Source organism: Pedobacter jeongneungensis, assembly GCF_039538295.1.
Lineage (GTDB): Bacteria > Bacteroidota > Bacteroidia > Sphingobacteriales > Sphingobacteriaceae > Pedobacter > Pedobacter jeongneungensis.
The window spans coordinates 305,833-326,906 of the sequence record NZ_BAABBY010000008.1 but is presented as its reverse complement, the minus strand read 5'-3'; the positions used below and the strand labels follow the sequence as shown (position 1 = coordinate 326,906).

Annotated in this window: 11 protein-coding genes; 2 read left to right on the top strand and 9 right to left on the bottom strand. The window is 40.2% G+C overall.

The window, feature by feature from the left end; translation table 11 throughout:
• Nucleotides 1-65 precede the first annotated feature (65 nt).
• Complete coding sequence (locus ABD769_RS17485; protein WP_025145276.1) at nucleotides 66-698, top strand: nitroreductase family protein; 633 nt, start codon at nucleotides 66-68, stop codon at nucleotides 696-698.
• A gap of 350 nt (nucleotides 699-1,048) precedes the next feature.
• A complete protein-coding gene (locus ABD769_RS17480; protein WP_344852675.1) occupies nucleotides 1,049-3,775 on the top strand; it encodes a carboxypeptidase regulatory-like domain-containing protein in 2,727 nt (908 codons plus the stop codon).
• A gap of 326 nt (nucleotides 3,776-4,101) precedes the next feature.
• Here ABD769_RS17480 and ABD769_RS17475 read toward each other — a convergent pair whose 3' ends face one another.
• The 9 genes from ABD769_RS17475 to ABD769_RS17435 all read right to left on the bottom strand — a co-directional run bounded on the left by ABD769_RS17475 (nucleotide 4,102) and on the right by ABD769_RS17435 (nucleotide 20,727).
• Entirely contained in the window at nucleotides 4,102-5,058 is a 957-nt protein-coding gene (locus ABD769_RS17475; RefSeq protein ID WP_344852674.1) for a 2-hydroxyacid dehydrogenase, read from the bottom strand.
• A gap of 57 nt (nucleotides 5,059-5,115) precedes the next feature.
• Nucleotides 5,116-5,925, bottom strand: a complete 810-nt coding sequence (locus ABD769_RS17470; RefSeq protein ID WP_344852673.1) for a DUF4249 domain-containing protein — start codon at nucleotides 5,923-5,925, stop codon at nucleotides 5,116-5,118.
• A gap of 4 nt (nucleotides 5,926-5,929) precedes the next feature.
• Nucleotides 5,930-8,254 (bottom strand): TonB-dependent receptor, encoded by a 2,325-nt coding sequence (locus ABD769_RS17465; protein ID WP_344852672.1) that lies wholly within the window; start codon nucleotides 8,252-8,254, stop codon nucleotides 5,930-5,932.
• 98 nt (nucleotides 8,255-8,352) lie between these two features.
• Nucleotides 8,353-9,549, bottom strand: coding sequence for a multiheme c-type cytochrome (locus ABD769_RS17460; protein ID WP_344852671.1), 1,197 nt, complete (start codon nucleotides 9,547-9,549; stop codon nucleotides 8,353-8,355).
• 18 nt (nucleotides 9,550-9,567) lie between these two features.
• Nucleotides 9,568-11,319 carry a cellulase family glycosylhydrolase gene (locus ABD769_RS17455; protein ID WP_344852670.1) on the bottom strand — a complete coding sequence of 584 codons (1,752 nt, stop codon included), beginning with the start codon at nucleotides 11,317-11,319 and terminating at the stop codon, nucleotides 9,568-9,570.
• 24 nt (nucleotides 11,320-11,343) lie between these two features.
• The gene (locus ABD769_RS17450) at nucleotides 11,344-12,750 is read right to left on the bottom strand and encodes a glycoside hydrolase family 30 protein (protein WP_344852669.1); all 1,407 of its coding nucleotides are present in this window, start codon (nucleotides 12,748-12,750) and stop codon (nucleotides 11,344-11,346) included.
• A gap of 93 nt (nucleotides 12,751-12,843) precedes the next feature.
• Complete coding sequence (locus tag ABD769_RS17445; protein ID WP_344852668.1) at nucleotides 12,844-14,373, bottom strand: RagB/SusD family nutrient uptake outer membrane protein; 1,530 nt, start codon at nucleotides 14,371-14,373, stop codon at nucleotides 12,844-12,846.
• Between the two features lie 13 nt (nucleotides 14,374-14,386).
• Entirely contained in the window at nucleotides 14,387-17,551 is a 3,165-nt protein-coding gene (locus ABD769_RS17440; RefSeq protein WP_344852667.1) for a SusC/RagA family TonB-linked outer membrane protein, read from the bottom strand.
• 257 nt (nucleotides 17,552-17,808) lie between these two features.
• Nucleotides 17,809-20,727 carry a triple tyrosine motif-containing protein gene (locus ABD769_RS17435; RefSeq protein WP_344852666.1) on the bottom strand — a complete coding sequence of 973 codons (2,919 nt, stop codon included), beginning with the start codon at nucleotides 20,725-20,727 and terminating at the stop codon, nucleotides 17,809-17,811.
• Between the last annotated feature and the right edge of the window lie 347 nt (nucleotides 20,728-21,074).

Here is a 21,074-nt window from a genome sequence, read left to right as displayed (position 1 = left end):
CAACATTAGGTTTAAAGCTTATCTGCATATTTGCTGCATAAAATTTAAAAAAAATCTCCAAAAATATGAGCTTAATAGATGCCCTAAACTGGCGTTATGCCGTTAAAAAAATGAACGGTCAGCCTGTTGAACAAGAAAAGGTTGATAAAATTATTGCAGCTGCCCACTTAGCGCCAACTTCATCAGGTTTACAGCCTTTTAAAGTAATCGTGGTAACCAATCAGGAATTAAAAGAGAAAATTGCGCCGATTGCTTTTAATCAATCGCAGGTAATCGATTCTTCTCACCTGTTGATTTTCGCAGCTAATGAAAACTACACTGAAGAAGGAATTGACGCTGTTTTTAACAGAATGAATACTGAGCGCGGTTTGCCATTGGATGCAACAGATGCTTACAAAACACAATTAAAAGGCATGATCTTATCGAGAACTGCCGAAGAAAACTTTAACCATGCTGCCCGTCAGGCTTATATTGGTTTCGGTATTGCCATTGCAGAAGCAGCTTTGTTAAAGGTAGATGCTACCCCAATGGAAGGTTTTAACGGACCAGCATTAGATGAACTTTTAGGTTTAGATAAAAAAGGCTTAAAAAGTGTTACCTTATTACCACTAGGAAACAGAGATGAAGCCGGCGACTGGTTGGTAAACCTTAAAAAAGTACGTTCTCCTAAAGAGGAATTCTTAATCGAGTTTAAATAACAGGCAAACACTATTATATTTAAAACGGGCCGCTTTTAAGCGGCTTGTTTTGTTTGTGCGAATAGCGTAAAGCCGTTGGTGTTTAGTGGCAATTAACCGGTTTCCGGTTATCAGTTTGCAGTTTACAATTAACCGATTTAAACAATTAACCGATTACCCCCCTGAGCGTAGTCGAAGGGCAAACAGTTAATCCAATAAACAAATAACCAGTGAACCAATGACCAATAAACCAATGACTAATGAACCAATGAACTTAAATCTTTTGTAAAAAAATGTTAAACCTCCCTACAATTTAGGCGCTCTCTTTATAATTGGATATATTTACGCGCTTAGCATTTAATAACCAATCCATGAAGATTTTTAGACTATCTTTTATTATACTTTCTCTTTTATCAGCGCTCAGTTTCTCTTCGTCGGCCCAAACCGATACCGTAAGTATAAATACCATCATTACCAAAACCAACAAGGTTTTAAGCGATTATCCAGCCGAAAAAATTTACCTTCATTTCGATAAACCTTATTATGCTGTTGCTGATACCGTTTGGTTTAAGGCTTATGTAACCGAAAATCAGAATTTCTTATCAGGAATCAGTAAAATCATCTATGTAGATGTGATCAACCAGAATGATTCACTTATTCAGACCCTTAAATTACCGGTTACAGGAGGTTTTGCCTATGGGAACTTCCCCTTAGATCAGGTGAATTATAAACAGGGCAATTATCACATCAGGGCCTATACTTTGTGGATGTTGAACAACGATGATCCCGCTTATTTTAACAAAACTTTTTATGTGGGCGAAGCAATTGATAAAGAAGTAAAAACGCACATTACCTATAAAAATACCTCAACGGATAAATTAGAAAAAATTGATGCCAGGGTACAGTTTAAAGATGCAAATAACAAGCCCTATGCCAACAAAAATGTAAGCTGGCAGGTAGTTACGAGTTATACTGTAATTGCCAAAGGCAGGGGCACAACCGATGCCAATGGTTATTTAACCATCGCAATGAGCAATGCACAAAAGGCTGAATACCAATTACAAAAAGGCCAGCTGATTACCGCCATCAATACTACTGATAAAGATGTAGCTAACAGTACTTTTTCATTAAAAAATGCCATTTTAAGCAAAGATTTCCAGTTTTTCCCTGAAGGTGGGAGTTTAATTGCCGGTTTAACCAATAAAGTTGCGTTTAAAGCCATTAAAAGCGATGGTTTGGGCATCAGCTCTAAAGGTACAGTAACCGATAACGATGGCAAAACAGTAGCTACTTTTACCGCTCAGCATTTGGGTATGGGCAGTTTCAATTTAGCTGCTGAGGCTGGAAAAACCTACAAAGCCGCGGTTACTTATGCCGATGGCACCAGTCAGACTTATAATTTACCTTCGGTTGCTGCAAATGGCGTAACCATCAGCATTGATAACAGCAGTGCAGAACAGGTAGCGATAAAAATCTCGGCGAATGATGCTTTTTTTGAGCAGAATCAGGGCAAAAAGCTTTATTTAATTGCACAGAGCAAAGGCGTAATCTGTTATGGTGCGCAAACTGCCTTATCAAACAAAGAATACAATACCACGGTACTTAAATCTAAATTCCCTAATGGAATTGCCCAGTTTACCTTGTTTAACGAGTTTGGTAAACCCTTAAGTGAGAGACTGGTTTTTGTACAGCAAAAAAATACGATGGCGGTTAATCTTACCACCGCTGCAACTACTTATGGAGTTAAGAAAAAGGTAAAAATCAACGTAGCCGCTAAAAAGGATGGCGCTCCGATAGAGGGAAGTTTTTCTGTTACGGTAGCTGATGAAACAAAAGTACCATCCAGCGAGGATGCAACCAGTACCATTTTAACAGGCTTGCTATTAAGCAGTGATGTTAAAGGTTATATTGAAAAGGCAAACTATTACTTTAACGCACCAGATGCCAAGAAAAATGCCGATTTGGATGTATTGTTGCTTACCCAGGGATACCGCAGCTTTAAATACACCGATATAATTGCCAATAAACTGCCTAAAATAGATTTCCTTCCAGAACAGGGAATTGAAATTTCTGGTATTTTACGTCAGAATAATGGTATTCCGGTGAGGAAAGGTGCGTTATTGTTGAGTATTCCGGATAAACGTTTCAATTTGGAAGGCACTACCGACCCGGTTGGAAATTTTAAATTTTCGAACCTGGTTTTTAACGATTCATCGAAAGTGACCATTTCGGCTAAATACAATGTAAACTATAAAAACATGACCTTAAGTTTAAATGGTGCACCGGTTCCTTCGTTAACCAGAAACTTTAGTGCAGCAGAAGAGGTTTTAAATATAGACAGTGCTTTAACGAGTTACCTGGATAACAGCAAAAGACAATATGCTTATTTACATACTTTAAAAGATGTAACCATTAAGGCAGCCGTGGTTCCGAAAGTAAGTCATAAAGACTACCCGGCATTAACGGGACTTAGTCAGATGGCTGACCACGAGATCAGTGGCGATCGTTTAAAGGGCTGTGGCCTTTTAATTAATTGTTTACAAGGCATGCTTGCCGGGGTAACCTTTGTTGATAACAACTTCTATGTGAGCAGAGATTATAACCAGGGCAAAAAAATCCCGATGGGTATTTTTATCAATGGAATGAACGTTGATGTAAACCAGATTAATACACTTGATGCCAACCAGATCGAATCGGTTGAGGTATTTTTAAGAGATGAGTTAGGTTTGGTAAACCGTGCCAACAATGTAAATGGTGTAATTGTATTTAACCAGAAGAAAGCACCTAAAGGGACTAAAATTTCGAAAGCGCAGTTAATGGATATGCTGCCTAAATATTACGAGCTTACTTTCTCACCACAAGGATATAACAAGGAAAAACAGTTCTATTCGCCAAAATATGACGTGCCTGCAAGCATGAACCGCAGCGATTTAAGAACAACAATCTACTGGAATCCTAAAGTAGTAACAGATGCAACAGGAAATGCCTCTTTCGAATATTATAACGCAGATGGCAAAGGCCAGTACAAAGTGATTATTGAAGGTATTGATGCTAACGGAAATTTAGGACGATCGGTGCTGAGATATACGGTTAAGTAAGACGGCAAAAGGCCTAAATGGAAAATGTAAGAGGTAAAATGGATGATGGAAATGACTTTTCGACCCTAATCCATCTTACATCTCAAAGCATCCGTTAAAATGGAAAATGTAAGATGGATGATGGAATTGGCATTTCGCCCCTTATCCATCTTACATCTCAAAGCATCCGTTAAAATGGAAAATGTAAGATGGATGATGGAATTGGCATTTCGCCCCTTATCCATCTTACATCTCAAAGCATCCGTTAAAATGGAAAATGTAAGATGAATGATGGAAATGACTTTTCGCCCCTTATCCATCTTACATCAAACATCTTCCATCAACCATTATACCTCAAAAGGTAGTTTCTCCCCTTTCAGTCCGGCTAAAATATTCTTTACAATAATCTGTGCCATGGCTGCGCGGGTTTCTTCGGTGGCAGAACCGATATGCGGTAAAACCGCAACGTTTTCCATCAATAACAAAGGATTATCTTTATCCATCGGTTCGGGGTTGGTAACATCCAAACCTGCCCCCCAGATTATTTTTTCTTCTAAAGCTTTAATCAGATCTTTTTCATTGTGAATGCCGCCTCTGGCCGTGTTAATGAAAATCGAATTGGGTTTCATTTGTTTAAACACATCAAGCGTAAATTTATCCTTTGTTTCTGGTGTAAGCGCGGTATGAATGGAAAGCACATCACTTTGTGCCAAAAGTTCTTCGAAAGATACATACCTGGCACCGATTTCCTTTTCAGCTTCTTCATTGCGTGAGCGGTTATGGTAAATTACCGACATATTATATGCGCCAATGCATTTTTTTGCCATCTCCAAACCAATTTTCCCAAGGCCGAAAATACCAAGGGTTTTGCCATTTACCTCAATCCCCAATTCAGGGCTGGGTTCATAGTTTTTCCATTCGCCTTTTATAATTTTTTTATGTGAGTAGAAGGCCTTTCTCGAAACAGCAAGCATCAATAAAAAAGCTGTATCGGCGGTGGCAGCGCTTAACACGCCTGGCGTATTACCGATTGGAATATTTAATGCTTTTGCTGCAGGTACGTCAACATTATCGTAACCTACCGAATGGAGCGCAATCACTTTTAAATGACTACAGGCTTTCAGAAATTCAGTGGTAATCTTATTCGGACCTACGCTGATCAATGCATCCTGATCCTTACAGGCCTCAATCAGTTCTTCTGGTGTAATCTGCCTGTTTTCTTTCCATTGGGTAACCGAAATGTTGTTCTCTTCCAGTTCTTTTAATCCAACCGGAGCAATGTTGCCGCTTATAAATACTTTCATGTTTTATTTAACAGTAAAACTTTTGAGGTGTTTTGGATAATGCGAATCAATAAAATATTATTTCACTGTTGCTGACAGCACCTCATAAGTATTCGCGCTAAAATAGCCCAAAGCCTGATTCGAAATATTAGAAGTTGGATTAGCAGGTGTAGTCCCCTGGTTTGGCCCGCGGTTAGATTGCTGACTTAGCGCATACCAGTAATCGAAAATATTCGAATCTATACACTCCATTTCTATTCTGATTTTATCGTTGGAATTCAGCTCGTCGCTGTCATGATCGTTGGTAGGCGGTTTAAAAAACAACTGAAGCCTGAGGTCGTTACCGTTTGTTAACCGATCGTTATTGACATAAAAACGCTCAGATAATATATCGTTTACGTATAAATTAAAGTGATAAAAATTAGTTTCGTTAGCCGGATCTTTTAAAAATACAGCTGCGGTTTTGCGCTCTCTTCCAAAGAAAAAGTTTTTAATTACGCCGATCGAATCCATTTTAACCACATTGGGCATTTTCGAACTGGCCGTATAGGTTTGTCCTTCGGCAGTAACGTTTAAGCTGTAAGTTACACCCGGTACCCCTTTCATTTTATTGATATAAGTGCCTGGTGTGGTACCTTCTTTAAAAACATAGGTATTTCCCTTATTATCGGTTACGGTTACGCTCGCTCCCGAAACTTTAGGAAAAACATTGGCCTCGGTATAACCGATGGTTTTGCTGATCTTAATCTGCTGATCGATCAGTTGATCATTAATTTTCCCTTCAATTACAATCTGGGGATCGGCATTCTCGGTATCAATAGAGATAATTTTCTTACAACCGGCAAAAGAAAAAGTGAACAGCGAAAGATATATAATCAGTTTTTTCATTGTTTTAAAATTTAAAGTTCCAGGTAACTGAAGGTATAAGGCCAAACAGAGAAGTTTGCTGCGCAGCCGTTTTATTCGGGTCGTTCGGATCGGTAATAAACTCGATAGAATAAGGATTTTTCCTTCCTAATAAGTTGTACACGCCAAAATTCCAGCTCGACTGGTATTTCCTTCCGGGTTTTCCTTCTAAAGTGGCGCTTACATCTAAACGCATATTATAAGGCATCCGGCCGGCATTTCTCTGTGTATAATAATAAGCCATTTGGCCGCCAATGCTATATTTTCCTGCCGGATAAGTTACCGCATTTCCTGTGCTGTAAATAAAGCTTGAGGAGAACGTCCATCGCTTGCTCATGTTGTAAATACCTACCACCGAAACATCATGCGTACGGTCTTGCCTTGCCGGGAAATACTTGCCATTGTTCAATTCTGTAAATTTGCGCTCGGTGCGCGATAAGGTATAACCCACCCAACCATTCAGTTTACCGAATTTCTTTTTAAAAAACAGCTCCAGTCCGTAAGCACGGCCTACGCCATATAACAATTCTGATTCTACATTCGAATTGGCCAACAATTCTGCCGCATTTTTATAATCGATCTGGTTTTGCAGCCATTTATAATAAACCTCTCCCGAAAATTCGTAATTGTTATCTTCAATATTTTTAAAATAACCTAAAGCTACCTGATCGGCAATTTCGGGTTTAATGTTATTGCTGCTCAGCACATACTGATCGGTAGGTGAGCTGGAGGTAGCATTGGTTAAAATATGTACGTTTTGCGTATTGCGGTTGTAAGATGCCTTTATTGAGTTTTGCTCATTAAACAGGTAGCTTACCGAAAAACGCGGCTCGAGATTAAAATAGTTTTTATAAAATTTGCCCCTGGCTACATTTTGGGTAGAAAGGATATTTCCATCCGCATCATAAGTACTAAAATTGCCCGGCCCCATTAAAGAGAAAGCAGCTAAACGCATGCCATACAAAAAGTTTAAATGTTCGTTAACGGCCCATTCATCAGAAATATAAGCTGCAGATTCTATACCATAACGTCTTTCCTGTGTAAGCGAGTTTACCTGTGAAGCTTCATCGCTATCAATATCAATCGGCGAAATACGGTGCTGTGTAGCATTTAAACCAAACCTTAAAGTATGTTTATTGCTGAAATACTGAAAATCTTCTTTAAAGTTAAAATCGCGGACCAAAGAAGTAGCCTTAAAATTTGTGGCATCGTTTAATAACCTCACCGTATAATTATAGTTGTTGTAAATTAAGGAGGTATTGGAAAATAACCGGTCGCTAAAAATATGGTTTAAACGAATGGTGGTGGTTACATTGCCCCAGTTGTTTTCAAAAAGGTCTTTTACCCCGATATTATCTTTACCAAAATAGCCTGAGATGTAAATCGTATTCCTATCGTTTATTTTGTAGTTCGCTTTGGCATTGATATCGTAAAAATTTAGCGTACTGCCATTCACAGTCGAATCTGGAGAGGAACGTAAAAACAGATCGATATATGTCCGGCGGAAACTCACCATAAACGAACCCCTGTCTTTTACAATCGGTCCTTCAGCTTTTAAACGCGATGCAATTAAGCCAATTCCGCCCTGAAATTTAAATTCCTTGCTGTTCCCGTCGTCCATTTTAACATCTAAAACAGACGACAAACGGCCGCCATATTGTGCGGGCATGCCACCCTTATATAAGCTCACATCTTTAATGGCATCGGCATTAAAGGTGGAGAAAAACCCCAAAAGATGTGATGAATTGTACACTACGGCTTCATCCAGGATAATCAGGTTTTGATCGGCCGCTCCGCCACGCACATAAAAACCGGTATTCCCTTCCCCGCCCGATTTCACACCCGGCAGCAACTGGATGGTTTTTAAAATGTCCTTTTCACCCAATAATACCGGAATCGAGTTAAGCAGCTTCATATCAATCTTTTCGAGCCCCATTTGTGCACTTTTAACGTTTTCATTTTTACGGTTATTTGCACTTACTGTTACTTCTGCCAAATCATTTGCACTTTTTAGCTCCTCGTTTAACTTGGTGTCTTTTGTTAAATTAATCGTTTTGATTATGGAGGCATAACCCGTATAACTCACTGTTACCGTGTAGGTTCCTTCGGGCTGTGTGAGGGCGAAGTAACCATAATTATTGGTCAGGGTTGCAGCAGCAGGGGTACCAGAAATTTTTACAGTAGCACCAATCAGCGTTTCGCCTGTGCCCGCATCGCGGATGGTACCACTAAGGGTAAATTTATTCTGAGCAAAAAGGGCTGTACCGGAAAAAAGAAGGAGGAATAAAGCTAAGTAGTGTTTTATGAGCATATCGGCTACTATCTAATTTTTAAGATGGAAACCAAATGTACGAAATCCATGCCCTTTTAAGGGGAAATCGGGATTTTCTTAATACAAGTTTGGTTTTATTACTTATTAACGGGATAAATGGCAATATGGTGTGAGCGCAACAGATAAGCACTTAAATCATTTTTACCGGCCTGCTGAAAAGTGATGAGTTTTGAGGGCTCTTTGGGCATATGGCAATCGATACAATTGGTGCTGAGCGATCCTTTTGCCAAAGTAGCCTTGCTGTGTCTGGTAGTTTGATGACAGCTGATACAGCGCTGCGAATAAATAGTTAAGTTGCCTTTTATACTTTCGTGGGTATTATGGCACGATTGGCAGGTCATGGTTTCACTTTTCCGGTAACAGTTGCTGCCCCTTAGCATACTGGCCTGGTTGCCATGTACATCAGGGTTACCACCCCCAAAACCTACAAAATCCTGCTGATAGTACTCATCTAAATTATCGCCGGGTTTAAACCCGAAAACTGATTTCTGGGTAACCAAAGTATTGCCTGAGTGGCAAACGCTACAGGCATCCATTTTCTGCTTGCGTGATAATTTTTTATAAATGGCAATAAATTTTGCGGTTTTTTCTTCAGGGTTTTCCGTGTGGAATATCACATGTTGTTTGCCGGGACCATGGCAGCGTTCGCAATCGATGCCGTAGATTAACGAACCTTTTTCCATTTCCTCATCTATTACAAAAGCTGATTTTTGGCTGAGTTTTTTTTCTACATAAGAACCATGGCATTCGAGACAGCGGCTGGTGATGCCTCTATCATAATAAAATCTGTCGCGGGGAAAACCAGGACTGATGGCCCAGTTTTGAATGGCAGCAAAATACGATAAAGGTAATTCATACAGTTTTTTGCCCTGCCAGTAAGCATAAGTATAAGCTTTTTCACCTGAACCGAACTGAATATCGAACTTTTGGGCACGAAGGGCTTTACCATCCTGATAAGCCACCTGGAAGATTCCGCTATCCCGTTTTTCGATGACTACTTTTTGATGTGCATCAAATAAAAAACTGTTTGAATCAGCGGCAAAAACCTTTAACAGCTGTGCATCTGCCACAGGTTTAGAGGTTGAACCATGTGGACTGTGCGCATAAGACTGAGATAAATCTTTATGGCATTTGATACAGGTAGCGGCCCCGGTATAAGCCTCGCCCCTGATATCTTTTGGCAACTGACCGGCAACATTCATACATCTTGAAAGGACAATAATGACAATTGCCATTGCCGCTAAAATATGCAGGATTCGTTTTGTGCCTTTCAAGATGATGTTTTGGTTAGGTTATTTTACGAACTGAATATAACTAAAATTATAACCTCCTGTAGCGGCCAGTACCTTAATTTTTTGTCTACCTGCTTTTAAAGCAATGTTTTTGATTTCGAAAGGCATAAACTTCTTCGCATTGCCGGTATCTGGAACGGCAACAGCCTTTGCCACCTCTTTCCCATCAATCAGAATGGTAATTTTGCCATCAGCGTTATCGGCAGCAGTATTTAGTTTTAAAGTATAGGTGCCTCTTTGTGCAACATTTACCGTGTATTGCAACCATTCGCCATTTTCGATGTGGTTTACATAATATTTTTCGTACCGGATGGAGTCTTTTGCAATATCTACCCCATCGTTACGGTAAATCCTGCCCCTGTTTCCGGCCGATCTTTTCCCGGTTGAAACATGATAATCAGCTGTATCAGTGTCGAAATAAGCAAAACCGTTTTTACCGAGGTCGTAATCTACGGCATAAACAATGCTTTTATCTTTAATTACACTAGCTTTAAAAGGTCTGGTTTCGTTGCTAAAAGGCTGGCGGATCATTGCATCAATTACATCACGATGGATAATGGTATTTTCCAGTTTCGAATAAATGGCCAGTTCCATTAAGCCGCTGTACACATTACTATCCTTTGGTTTATTGCCACCGTTGTTCATATAACGCACCAATGCATCATAATTGGGATTCGATTTAATTTCCATCGGATTATTTGAACCGATTTTCTTTAAAGGCCACCACGACCAGCCAATATTATTCTTTTCTAAAAGGCGGATGGCATCGGTAAACCACACATTGGAGTTTTCTCCTGTTTCGCCCAGCCAAACCGGTGCATTTTGCTCATCACGAGCTTTCAAAATATGCGCAATTGAGTTCTGATCGTTATAATTCCAGTATTTATGGTAACTCAATACCATATTTTTATCCCAAAGGGGAAAAATACCATTATAATTATTGCCCCAACCGTTTCCTTCGATGATAATGATGTGTTTTTGGTCAACTTCACGGATGGCTTTGGTAATTTCGACCATTAATTTCCGTAACGGTGCATTCGTTTTTTCTTTTGTCCCGTTTTTATCCTCATTCGGGTTTTCGAAACCATAATTCGGCTCGTTTAAAATATCGTAGGCACCGATATAAGCTTCGTTTTTATAGCGCTCGGCCAGTTTTTTCCAAAGGGCAATTGTTTTTTGCTGATTGGCTTCGCTGTCCCACAAATAGGGTTTTGATGGATCTCGGTCGGCAATATTTACATCGTTTCCCTGTCCGCCGGGTGCGGCATGTAAATCTAAAATCAGGTACATTTTATTGGCTTTACACCACGCTAAAAGGCTATCAGTTAAAGCGAAACCTTTTTCCAGCCAGGTATTCTGGCCGGCAACTGGTTCTTGATCTACCGGCAGTGTGTACAAATTGTAATGCATGGGCAAACGGATGGAATTAAAACCCCAGCTCTTCATCGAATCGACATCAATTTTGCGGGTATGATTGGCCAGCCAGGCATCGTAAAACTGCTGTGTCTGTTTGGGGCCCATTAATTCTTCTATCCGCTCTCGGATCCGGTACTGCTGCGATTCTTTATTGATTTTCAACATGTAACCTTCCTGTAACATCCAGCCACCTAAACCAATGCCACGGAGCAGCACATTTTCGCCTTTTTCGTTCACTATTTTTTTACCACCGGCCTTTAAAAACCCCTGACTAAAACCTGTAAATGAAAGGAGAGAGAGCAAAAAAGTATATAAAATTGATTTTGTAAAATTCATAAAAATAAGGTTAGGTTTTAGAGGTTACCAGGTATAAGTAGCTACAGATCCTTTATCGAGCGTGGCTACAAGCGTTTTACCGTTAATGCTGATGTTAAATTCAGTATTATTTTTGCCGCTGCTGGCTACAATTAAAACATGTTTTCCATCAGGTGTTTTAAAAGCAACATTTGGCAGATCGGGTAAATCGTTTGTGGCAATCCGCACTGAACCGGGGCGCACAAATTTAGAAGCATGTGCGATGGAATAATATGCCAGGTTTCTGCTGTAATGATCTTTATCAATGGTTACTGCACCCTGGCACATGGAACAGCCTCCCCTATCGGTGTAAGGTTTATTTTCAGGATCGGCAGCCAGGTTCCACTCGAGTACGTTTTTGCTCCAATTGCGGGTAGCGCCAATAATTAAGCGCCTGACCGGGTTTACAATATTAATTCCTGCAGCGTTTGGCTGCTCAACCACCATTTGTTCTGAAAAGTAGATATTTTTATCGGGATGGGCGTTGTGCACATCAGTTAAGGCATCAATTTTACCGCCGTAAAGGTGAAAGGCAGAGCCATCGATGTATTTTTTGGCTTCGGGATCATCTAAAATGGTGATCGGGTAATCAGGCCGGTCGGCATTATGATCGTATATAAGAATTTTAGTTTTAATACTGGCCTTTGCAAAAGCAGGGCCTAGAAATTTCTTTACAAAAAACGCCTGATCTGGTGCCACCATCAACAAACTCGGGTTATTACCCGGATGCAAAGGCTCGTTCTGAATGGTAATGGCGTCGATCGGGATTCCCTGTTTTTGCATTTCCTGCACATAACGGACCAAATATTTAGCATAAACATCGTAATATTCTGGCTTGAGCATACCTCCACGGGCATCATAAGTGGTTTTCATCCATAAGGGAGGAGACCATGGCGAACCCATAATTTTTAGTTTGGGATTAATTGCAAGGATCTCCTTCATTACCGGAATCACGTCCATTTTATCGGGGCCCAAATCGAATTTTGACTGTGCTAAATCGGTCTGCCCTTCGGGAAGGTCGTTATAAGAAAATACTTTTTCGTTTAAATCGGAAGCGCCGATACTCAAACGGATATAGCTTACACCAATGTTATTTCCATCGGTAGCAAACAGTTCTTTTAATAAAGCCGCCCTGGCGGGTGCCGACATTTTGATGATATGCTGAGCACTGCCACCGGTTAAGGCATAACCAAATCCATCAATGCTTTGAAAAGTTTCTTTTTCATTAACCACAATGGTTGGATAATCGTTTTTTGCAGCAGAAAAACTTAAACCTGTGGCCTGTTTTGTGAATAAGACAGAGCGATCGGCCCTGGTTAACCAAACATCGGCCTGGTTTTGTGCAATAGCCGAAAATGATGAACAGGTAATGATGCAGGCAGCCAAAAGCTGAAATAGTCTTGTAGATAGCATAGGTAAAATATGGTTCAGATTAAAAAACAGGAAGAAAGGTTTAGCTTTCTCCCTGTTGACAATTAAACTTTAAGCATTATAGATGATGAGCAATTATTTTGTTCCACCCCACTCTTTGTTCTGTTCGAGTTTGGTGTTATTCAATTCGTTTTGTGGAATCGGGAAAACTTCGTGACGGCCAGCAATAAAGCCTTTGAATTTCAATGTTGCTGCAGCTTTACCCCAACGTACCAAATCCGGGAAACGCTGACCTTCGCCCGCAAGTTCCAAACGTCTCTCTTTTTCAATATTATCCTGTGTTACTGCAACTGGATTTAAGCCAACCCTTGCACGCACCGCATTCAGTAAAATATAAGCCCTGGAGCCTGCACCAACAGCAGCGCCAGCATTCATTAAAGCTTCTGCTTCCATTAAATATGTATCGGCCAAACGGATTTCGTATTCGTCTATACCGAAATTTAATTCAGGGATAGTTGCCGCAGCCTGAGTGGTTAAGCCCATATATTTAGCAAAGAAATACCCTGTGTTATTATAGCCCGGCGTGTATTTCGCAATGCCATTGGTTTGTAAGCTATCTAAATTTGCTACAGTTGCTGCATTTCTTGGGTCTTTATGAATAAAATCAAAGAAATCTTTGGTAAATACCAGAAAGCTATAGCCACTAAAATAATCAGGTGCTGTACTTAAGACTTTGCTATATCCCCGCGGACCAGTAGTAATGGATAATAAGTTACCTTCACTATTACCAGCAGCCGACCAGTTTCCATTCGATTTACTGCTATGAACAAATTCGATAATTGATTCTGAATTGAATTTATTTGCTGGTTTCCATAAATCGCCAAATACAGGATATAGTTTATAACCATACACTGAGGGTGAAACACCAGGTGCTGTACCATTTACCACAGCAAACTGATCTGCAGCAGCCTGCCATTTTTTCTCATACAATAATACTTTACCCAATAGTGCCTGTGCAGCACCTTTGGTTAAGCGGCCACCTTCTGTTGCAGCAGGAACAGTGTTGGGCAAATTAGGTATAGCATCGTTAAGGTCTTTTTCTACATAAGCATAAATAGAAGCTGGTGGTGCCTGGGTAATGTTATAGATATCGCCAATTTCAACAACTCCTTCAATTAACGGAACGTTTTTAAAAAAAGTAACCAGATCGAAGTAAAATGCTGCACGCATGGCTTTTGTTTCTGCAATGTATCTTGCTTTTAAAGCTGCATCCATCGGGATGGCGTCAATTTTAGACAACAGCACGTTTGCCCTGAATATCCCACTGTAACCCCTGTTCCAAAGGTAGCCATGAGGCCCTGTGCTCGCATTAAGGGTATAGTTTTGCATTACCTGCAGGTCATTAATATCGCCCGAACTACCGCCTCCTGCCAGTTGATCGTCACTGGCAACATCCATTATAGCCGATTTATCATACAAACCGCCTGACTGGAATGCAAATCTATCGTAAATGGCAACTAAGCCTGTAAAAGCATCAGCCTGTGTTTTATAGTAATTATCTAAAGTTATCCTTTCCTGGGGGTTTGTATCTAATTCCTTTTTGCAGGAACCCAACGATACAGCAATTGCCATCACTGTAAAGTATAAAAAATTCTTTTTCATCATGATTTAAATTATATTAAAATCCAACATTTAATCCAAACAAAAATGCCCTTGCCTGTGGATATGCACCACGATCGATGCCATATTGAGCACCGCCACCCGAGTCGCCTGTTACACCCAGTTCAGGATCGTAACCCGTATATTTAGTTATGGTAAATAAGTTTTCGGCAAGTACATATACCCTAAGTCTTTTCATACCCCATTTATTGATGATATCTTTAGGCAAAGAGTAACCCAGCTGCATTGTTCTTAATCTGAAAAAGTTTCCGTTCTCTAAATATAAATCGGTAAAGTTCGAATAGTTTCTGTTTGGATCACCATCAACAATTCTTGGTAATGAAGCACCGGTGTTGGTTGGTGTCCACGCATCTAAGTATTTAGTTTGGTAATTTGCTGTTGAAATATCCAGTCTTCTTAAGCCCTGAAAAATTTTGTTGCCACCCGATCCGCTTCCGAAAGCAGTAAAATCGAAGTTTTTATAAGCCAGGTTAATGGTGATACCATAACTTACTGTTGGATTCGGATTGCCTAAGTAAGTACGGTCGTCAGGATTGATCAGGTTATCGTTAGTTAAATTTGCAAATTTTATATCGCCTGGTTTTGCATTTGGCTGTAATTTGGTTACACCATCAGCACCTACATAACTATCTATCTCTGCCTGGGTTTGGAAAATACCTAAACTCTTATATCCAAAATATTGCTGATATGGCAGGTTTAATCCTGTTCTGGTAATATTTCCCAAATTCTGGAACGTAGCACTGTTATCTTCCTGGAACTGGTTGCCCGGCAACAATTTGGTTGCTTTATTTTTATAAAAAGAAACGTTACCGTTCACTCCGAAGTCTACCTCGCCAAATTTCTTTTTATAGCCAAGTTCGATCTCTAAACCTCTGTTTTGTAAATCAGCAACATTCTGTGCGAAACTTCCATAACCTGCATAACCCGGAATTGGTGGATTTTGAAGGATACCCGTAGTTTTTTTATCGTAAATATCAACTGTTAGGGTTAGGTTTTGAAATAAGGTTGCATCAATACCAATATCTGTTTGACGGGTTTCCTCCCATCTCAGGTTAGGATTAGCCGGAGCACCAGGACTATAACCTACATAAACGGTTTCGTTAGTTGAACCAAACACATAATTACGATCGGCGCCTGCGCCTACAATCGGGATAAAAGAAAAATCACCAATACCATCATTTCCGGTTACCCCATAACTTGCCCTTACTTTAAGGAAGGTTAATACATTGTTTTTAGGGAAAAAATCTTCTAAAGTTGGCACCCAACCTACAGATGCAGAAGGGAAATAACCAAATTTATTATTACCACCAAATCTCGATGATCCGTCACGTCTGATTAAAGCAGATAATAAGTATTTTTCTCCATAGTTATACTGGATCCTCGAAAATAGTGAGTTGATCCTGTGGTCGGTACCATCACCACCAGTACTATTCTGCCTGTCAGCTGGTAACGAATTGTACCTGAAAGATGCTTCATCAAAAGTTTTAGCAGGAATATTATTATAAACAATTGTTGCCCTGCGTGCATTACCATCGCTATATTTTCCCTGCCCGAGTAAGAAGGTAACATTATGCTTGCCAAAAATCTTATTATAAGAAATGGTATTTTCTATATTCCAATTAATTACATAAGTGTTTTCTCTGGTTAATCCAGATTGATTAATTGGTGTAGAAGTATTGTAGTATGCTACCGGACTGAACGAATTACTTCCGTAAAAAGCTAATTTTGTACCTAATGATGAGCGTACATGTAAACCAGGAATCGGCTCAACATCTGCAAAAACATTACCTACAATATTATGATCATAACCGTAATTACCTAGTCTGTTCTGGATCTGGGCAAGCGGGTTTTTCATTTCCTGACCTACGTAAGGAGAAATACCAAATAACTGACCGTCGCCATTTCTAGTTGCAGCATTGTATTGCGGCGAACCTAACGCAGGATAAAAAACAGACTGGCCCGTAGGGTCGGTAATTACCGATGGTGTAATCGGATCTAAATTGATTGCAGAACTTAATATCCCTCCAAATTCGCGGTTGGTTTCGCCAATTCCGCTGTTTACCCCATGGCTATAACCTAAGTTCTCGCCAAAAGTAATTTGTTTAATCGGTTTAAATGAGGTATTGATACGAACGTTTGCCCTGTTAAATTTAGAAACAGGAGAACCTACTATACCCGTAATATCAGTATAGCCAAAAGAGGTAAAATAAGTTGCTTTTTCGCTTCCTCCTGATACGCTAAACTCATGGCTTTGTTTTGGCGCACTGTTATTAAAAATTAAATCCTGCCAGTCTGTTCCTTCGCCAAGAGCAGCCGGGTTGGCAAAAGCCGGAGCCTTACCTGCACTTACCAATGCCTGATTACGCAATGTAGCATATTGTGTAGCATTTAGCAGATCGAGTTTTTTGGCCGGCGATTGTATGCCGTAATAACCACTGTAATTAATGTTCAGCGTACCTGCTTTACCTTTTTTGGTGGTTACCAAAATTACTCCGGCTGCAGCACGTGTACCATAAATAGCTGCAGATGCACCATCTTTTAATACCTCGATTGATTCGATATCATCCTGATTTAGGTAACCAATACCACCGGCATCAATTACCACACCATCGATTACCCAAAGCGGATCGTTCTTACTGTTACCGAAAGAAGTAAAACCCCTTAAACGCACTGTTGAACTCGAACCCGGCTGACCAGATGTAGCCGCAATGGTTAAGCCCGAAGTTCTACCCTGTAACGATTGCTCGATACGCACAACCGGTTGATTTTCCAGATCTGATGCTTTAACGCTCGAAATTGCACCAGTTACCACACTTTTCTTCTGTGTACCATAACCTACTACAACCACCTCGGTTAAATCTTTCGAATCGGCTTTAAGCGAAACATTGATACGGCCGCCTGCCGGAACAGTGACGGTTTGCGTGGCCATGCCAATCAGGCTGATGGTTAATTTTCCACCTACCGGTGCCTGGATAGCGAAAACACCATTGGCATCAGTTGATGCCGCTTTGCTTGTTCCGTCAAGTTTAACCGTTACACCCGGTAACGGCCCGCCATTTTGTTCTGTTACTTTTCCTGTAACCGGAATGTCTTGTGCCAGTAAGGCCAGCGGAAATGCCAGAATACAGAACATGAAGAATACGAATGTAAATCTTCCTCTCATAGAATTTAATTTTAAGTTAATATTTGGTTAGTTAACACCGTGGGCTTTGGTGCCCATTATTAAAATCAAATCTATAGAGGCGCAATACAATAGCACAATTTAGTGCTACTACACAAACCATACACAAGCCCTCATTTAAGAAAAAAAGAAGAAATACAGGCCTACATCAGCCCTACACAGCAAACATAATATAACTGATAAACAGTTATTTAAATAATAACACCATGCAATATTACAATTGTAACAAAAACATTGATTTATGCGTTCTTTTGCCGTGCTATTTCGATCAGAAACTCATATAAATTGGTTTCCGGTTTAAGCTGGAGTTTCTTTCTCAGGCGATAGCGCCCCACTTCGATGGCTTTAATGGTTACATTCATCAGCTGTGCCATTTCTTTTGAAGAAAGATTCATCGATAAATAGGCACAGAACTTCAAATCATTCTGACTTAAATCGGGATAAAGATCTTTAAGTTTATTAAAGAATTCGGTATTTACGTGGTTAAAGTGCACGCTCAGGTGATCCAGTTCCTGGTCTTTCTTCTCCACATCCCTGATCAGCCTGATGAGGTGCCTGAAACTGGGCGAACTTTCGCTGATATCGTGGTTTTTGATTACGGTAGAAATCACCTCTTTAATCTTTGCCAATACCTTACCACGCTGTACCAGATGCATGGTCATGGTAGAGAGTTCTTTATTTTTATAGTTTACATCAGCCTCTAACTTTTCGTTCTGCAGGCGCACAATTTCTTTTTCGTTACGGTCTAGCTCGAGCTGGTGGAGGTAACTCATCCGCTCCTGCTCTTTAATGTGTTTTTGCTTTTGCCACCTGATGATTAACCTGATCAGTAAAACAACCAGGATCAGGTAAACCATCTTCATCCAGATGGTATTATACCAGGCCGGTAAAACCACAAAGGTGTAACCCACCACTGCAGATTCGTTGCCAACATCGGTTCTGGCTCTAACATTAAAGGTGTATTTGCCTGCAGGTAAATTGGTATAGTCTTTTTCACTTTTAACGCCCCATTCCGACCAGTCGCGGTCGAAACCAACCAACTGGTAGCTGAATTTGATATTCCTGTCGTGCTCAAACAGTGTAGATGCATATTCAAAATGGATGGAATTTAAGCTGTTCACATACTCCGGCAAATTCCGTTCGTCCTGTTTACCTGCAACTGCGCCGTTTTTAACAAAATAACCCCCAAAAACCACACTATCCTTTTTACCGAATAATTTAATCATCCCCAACACCACGTTTGGTTTGGTAATGTTCTCGATGTATTTATCATAATTGATGTGGTAAGCACCCTTGTTGGCACCAATAAATATATTGCGGCTATCTAATGCGTAAATGGATTCGAAACCACCCACTGCTTTCCCATCAAGCTCGGGCAGGTAAAATATAGTAAAGGCATTGCCACCGGCGGGCTTTCTGAAATCAATTACACCCACTTTTTTATTGCTCACAAACCAGATATTGCCATCATTATCTTCTTTCATATACTGAATAGATACCCCGTTAAGTGCATTACCCAGCAGTTTTAGCCTGATAAACTTCCTTTTTACCGCATCGTACTCATATACGCCATCAACCGTGGCAATTAACACCCTGTTTTTTACGTGATAAACATAATTATAGAGTTTAGACGGCAATCCATCCTTGTCGGTAAACATAGTGGTACGCAATATGCTTTTATGATCGGGCTTTAATTCTATTTTATACACCCCATGGTAGGGATGCGAGGCCCAGATATGATCGGGATTGTTATTATCAGCTACAATAAAACGCAGGGTTTCTCTTAATCCTTCAATTTTACCGCCATTGGTAAAAGTACTGCCATTATATACCAACCGTTGCAGGCCCCAGTAGGTACCTGCAATTACCTCACTGCTGGGATATACATTATCTACGGTTTGGTACATCCAGGTGCCCGGCAAATTATAGAGCGATCTGGCCGTGTTGTTCTGAATCACAGAAGTACCATCCTCATGCGCCATCAGCAACTGATTGTTGATTTCGTCCAATCCCCACACCTGCCCTTTCGTATTTTTCACTTCCTCAAAATTTGCAGTAGCATAGCTTAAATCGGGGCTGGCAACATTTACTTTCGCCGTGTATAAACCGTTCGAAGTGCCGATATAAACCGTTTGGTTAAACTTCCTGAAAGCATAACTGGTAATCTGCTTGTTGCGGTCGGGGAAGATGTTTTTAATGGCACTGTTAATGGCCACATAGGCAATGCCATCATCCAAAGCCAGCCACATATTTTTATCCCTGTCGAGCAGGATGCCCCTCACATTATTGTTCTGTAAACCTTCCCTATAGTTGTACTTCTGTACCAGTTCGCCGCGTTTGTTCATGATGTACACCCCGCCCGATGTTGTGCCCACTCCATATAAATTTTGGTTAATCCGGTTGGCAAAATAAATCCTGTCGTTAAAAAAAACCGGATCAAGCTTCGTTTTCAGTGGAATAAGCTTACTGTTGGCAATCAGAAAGAAACCCTTTTTCAGGGTAGAAACCAATAAGGTATCTTTGGCGTAGGGTAAAACAGCCGTAACAACAAAACGTTTTAAAATGGTATCGGTGCAAAAGGGCTTCCACAAATCGTGGTCGAAAACCATGAGTCCAACCAACTGGTTCTGCGAGAAAACCTGATTATTGGCCATCCCCATAAACTGCCAGGTAGTGCTGATTTTATAGCTTTTAACTACGCCATCTTTATAATGGAGAATGGCGTTAACCGATCTAAAGAAAACTTCGTCGTTAACGATCGAGATATCCCAGATATCGGCCAGCTTACGCAAATTTTCAGGCACCAGGTTTAATAAAGAGGTGTATTTTAAAATGCCATGTTCGTTTGGATAATAGTAACCAAATTCATCCTGTCCGCCAACGTAAATCCTGTTTTTAGAGTCGATGCCTATAGAGCGGACCGAAGTATAATTAGGCAGGCGGTACAGGTTCCAATACCGGCCGTTAAAGGTGAGTAGCCCCTCATTATTCCCGAAATACAGGATCCCATTTTTATCCTGCTTAACCTCCCAGTTCTGTATCCCCCCGTTATATTGTTCGTTATTGTAATTTACAATCTGCGGAATACCCAAAAGATCCTGAGCGGAGGCATGGTAACCAGTTAGAAAGCATAAAATAACAAGTAGAAATCTGTACATGAGGTTAGGGATGATTTAATCGCAATAATAAATATATAATTTTAATTCCGGTTAACCTTGTTCACAACCGTAAGGTAGGAGTCTAGAAACACCCGGGGTATTCATTCACCACCTTCGTCACAGGTAAGTTTGAAGTACATAATTATTAATCTCATGAAATACTAAGGTGACTTAGGTTGTAAAAATATATTTTTCAGGTGCAATACCTCAAACGGTTTCTAACCATATAAGAAATGTAAGATCATGTAAGTTTATATGTTCTTATATTACTTATATGGTAAAATATCATTAGAAAAATACTTTTATCATGTAGCTGGGTTGGCTAGAAAATGGTGTTTTTTTTGAAG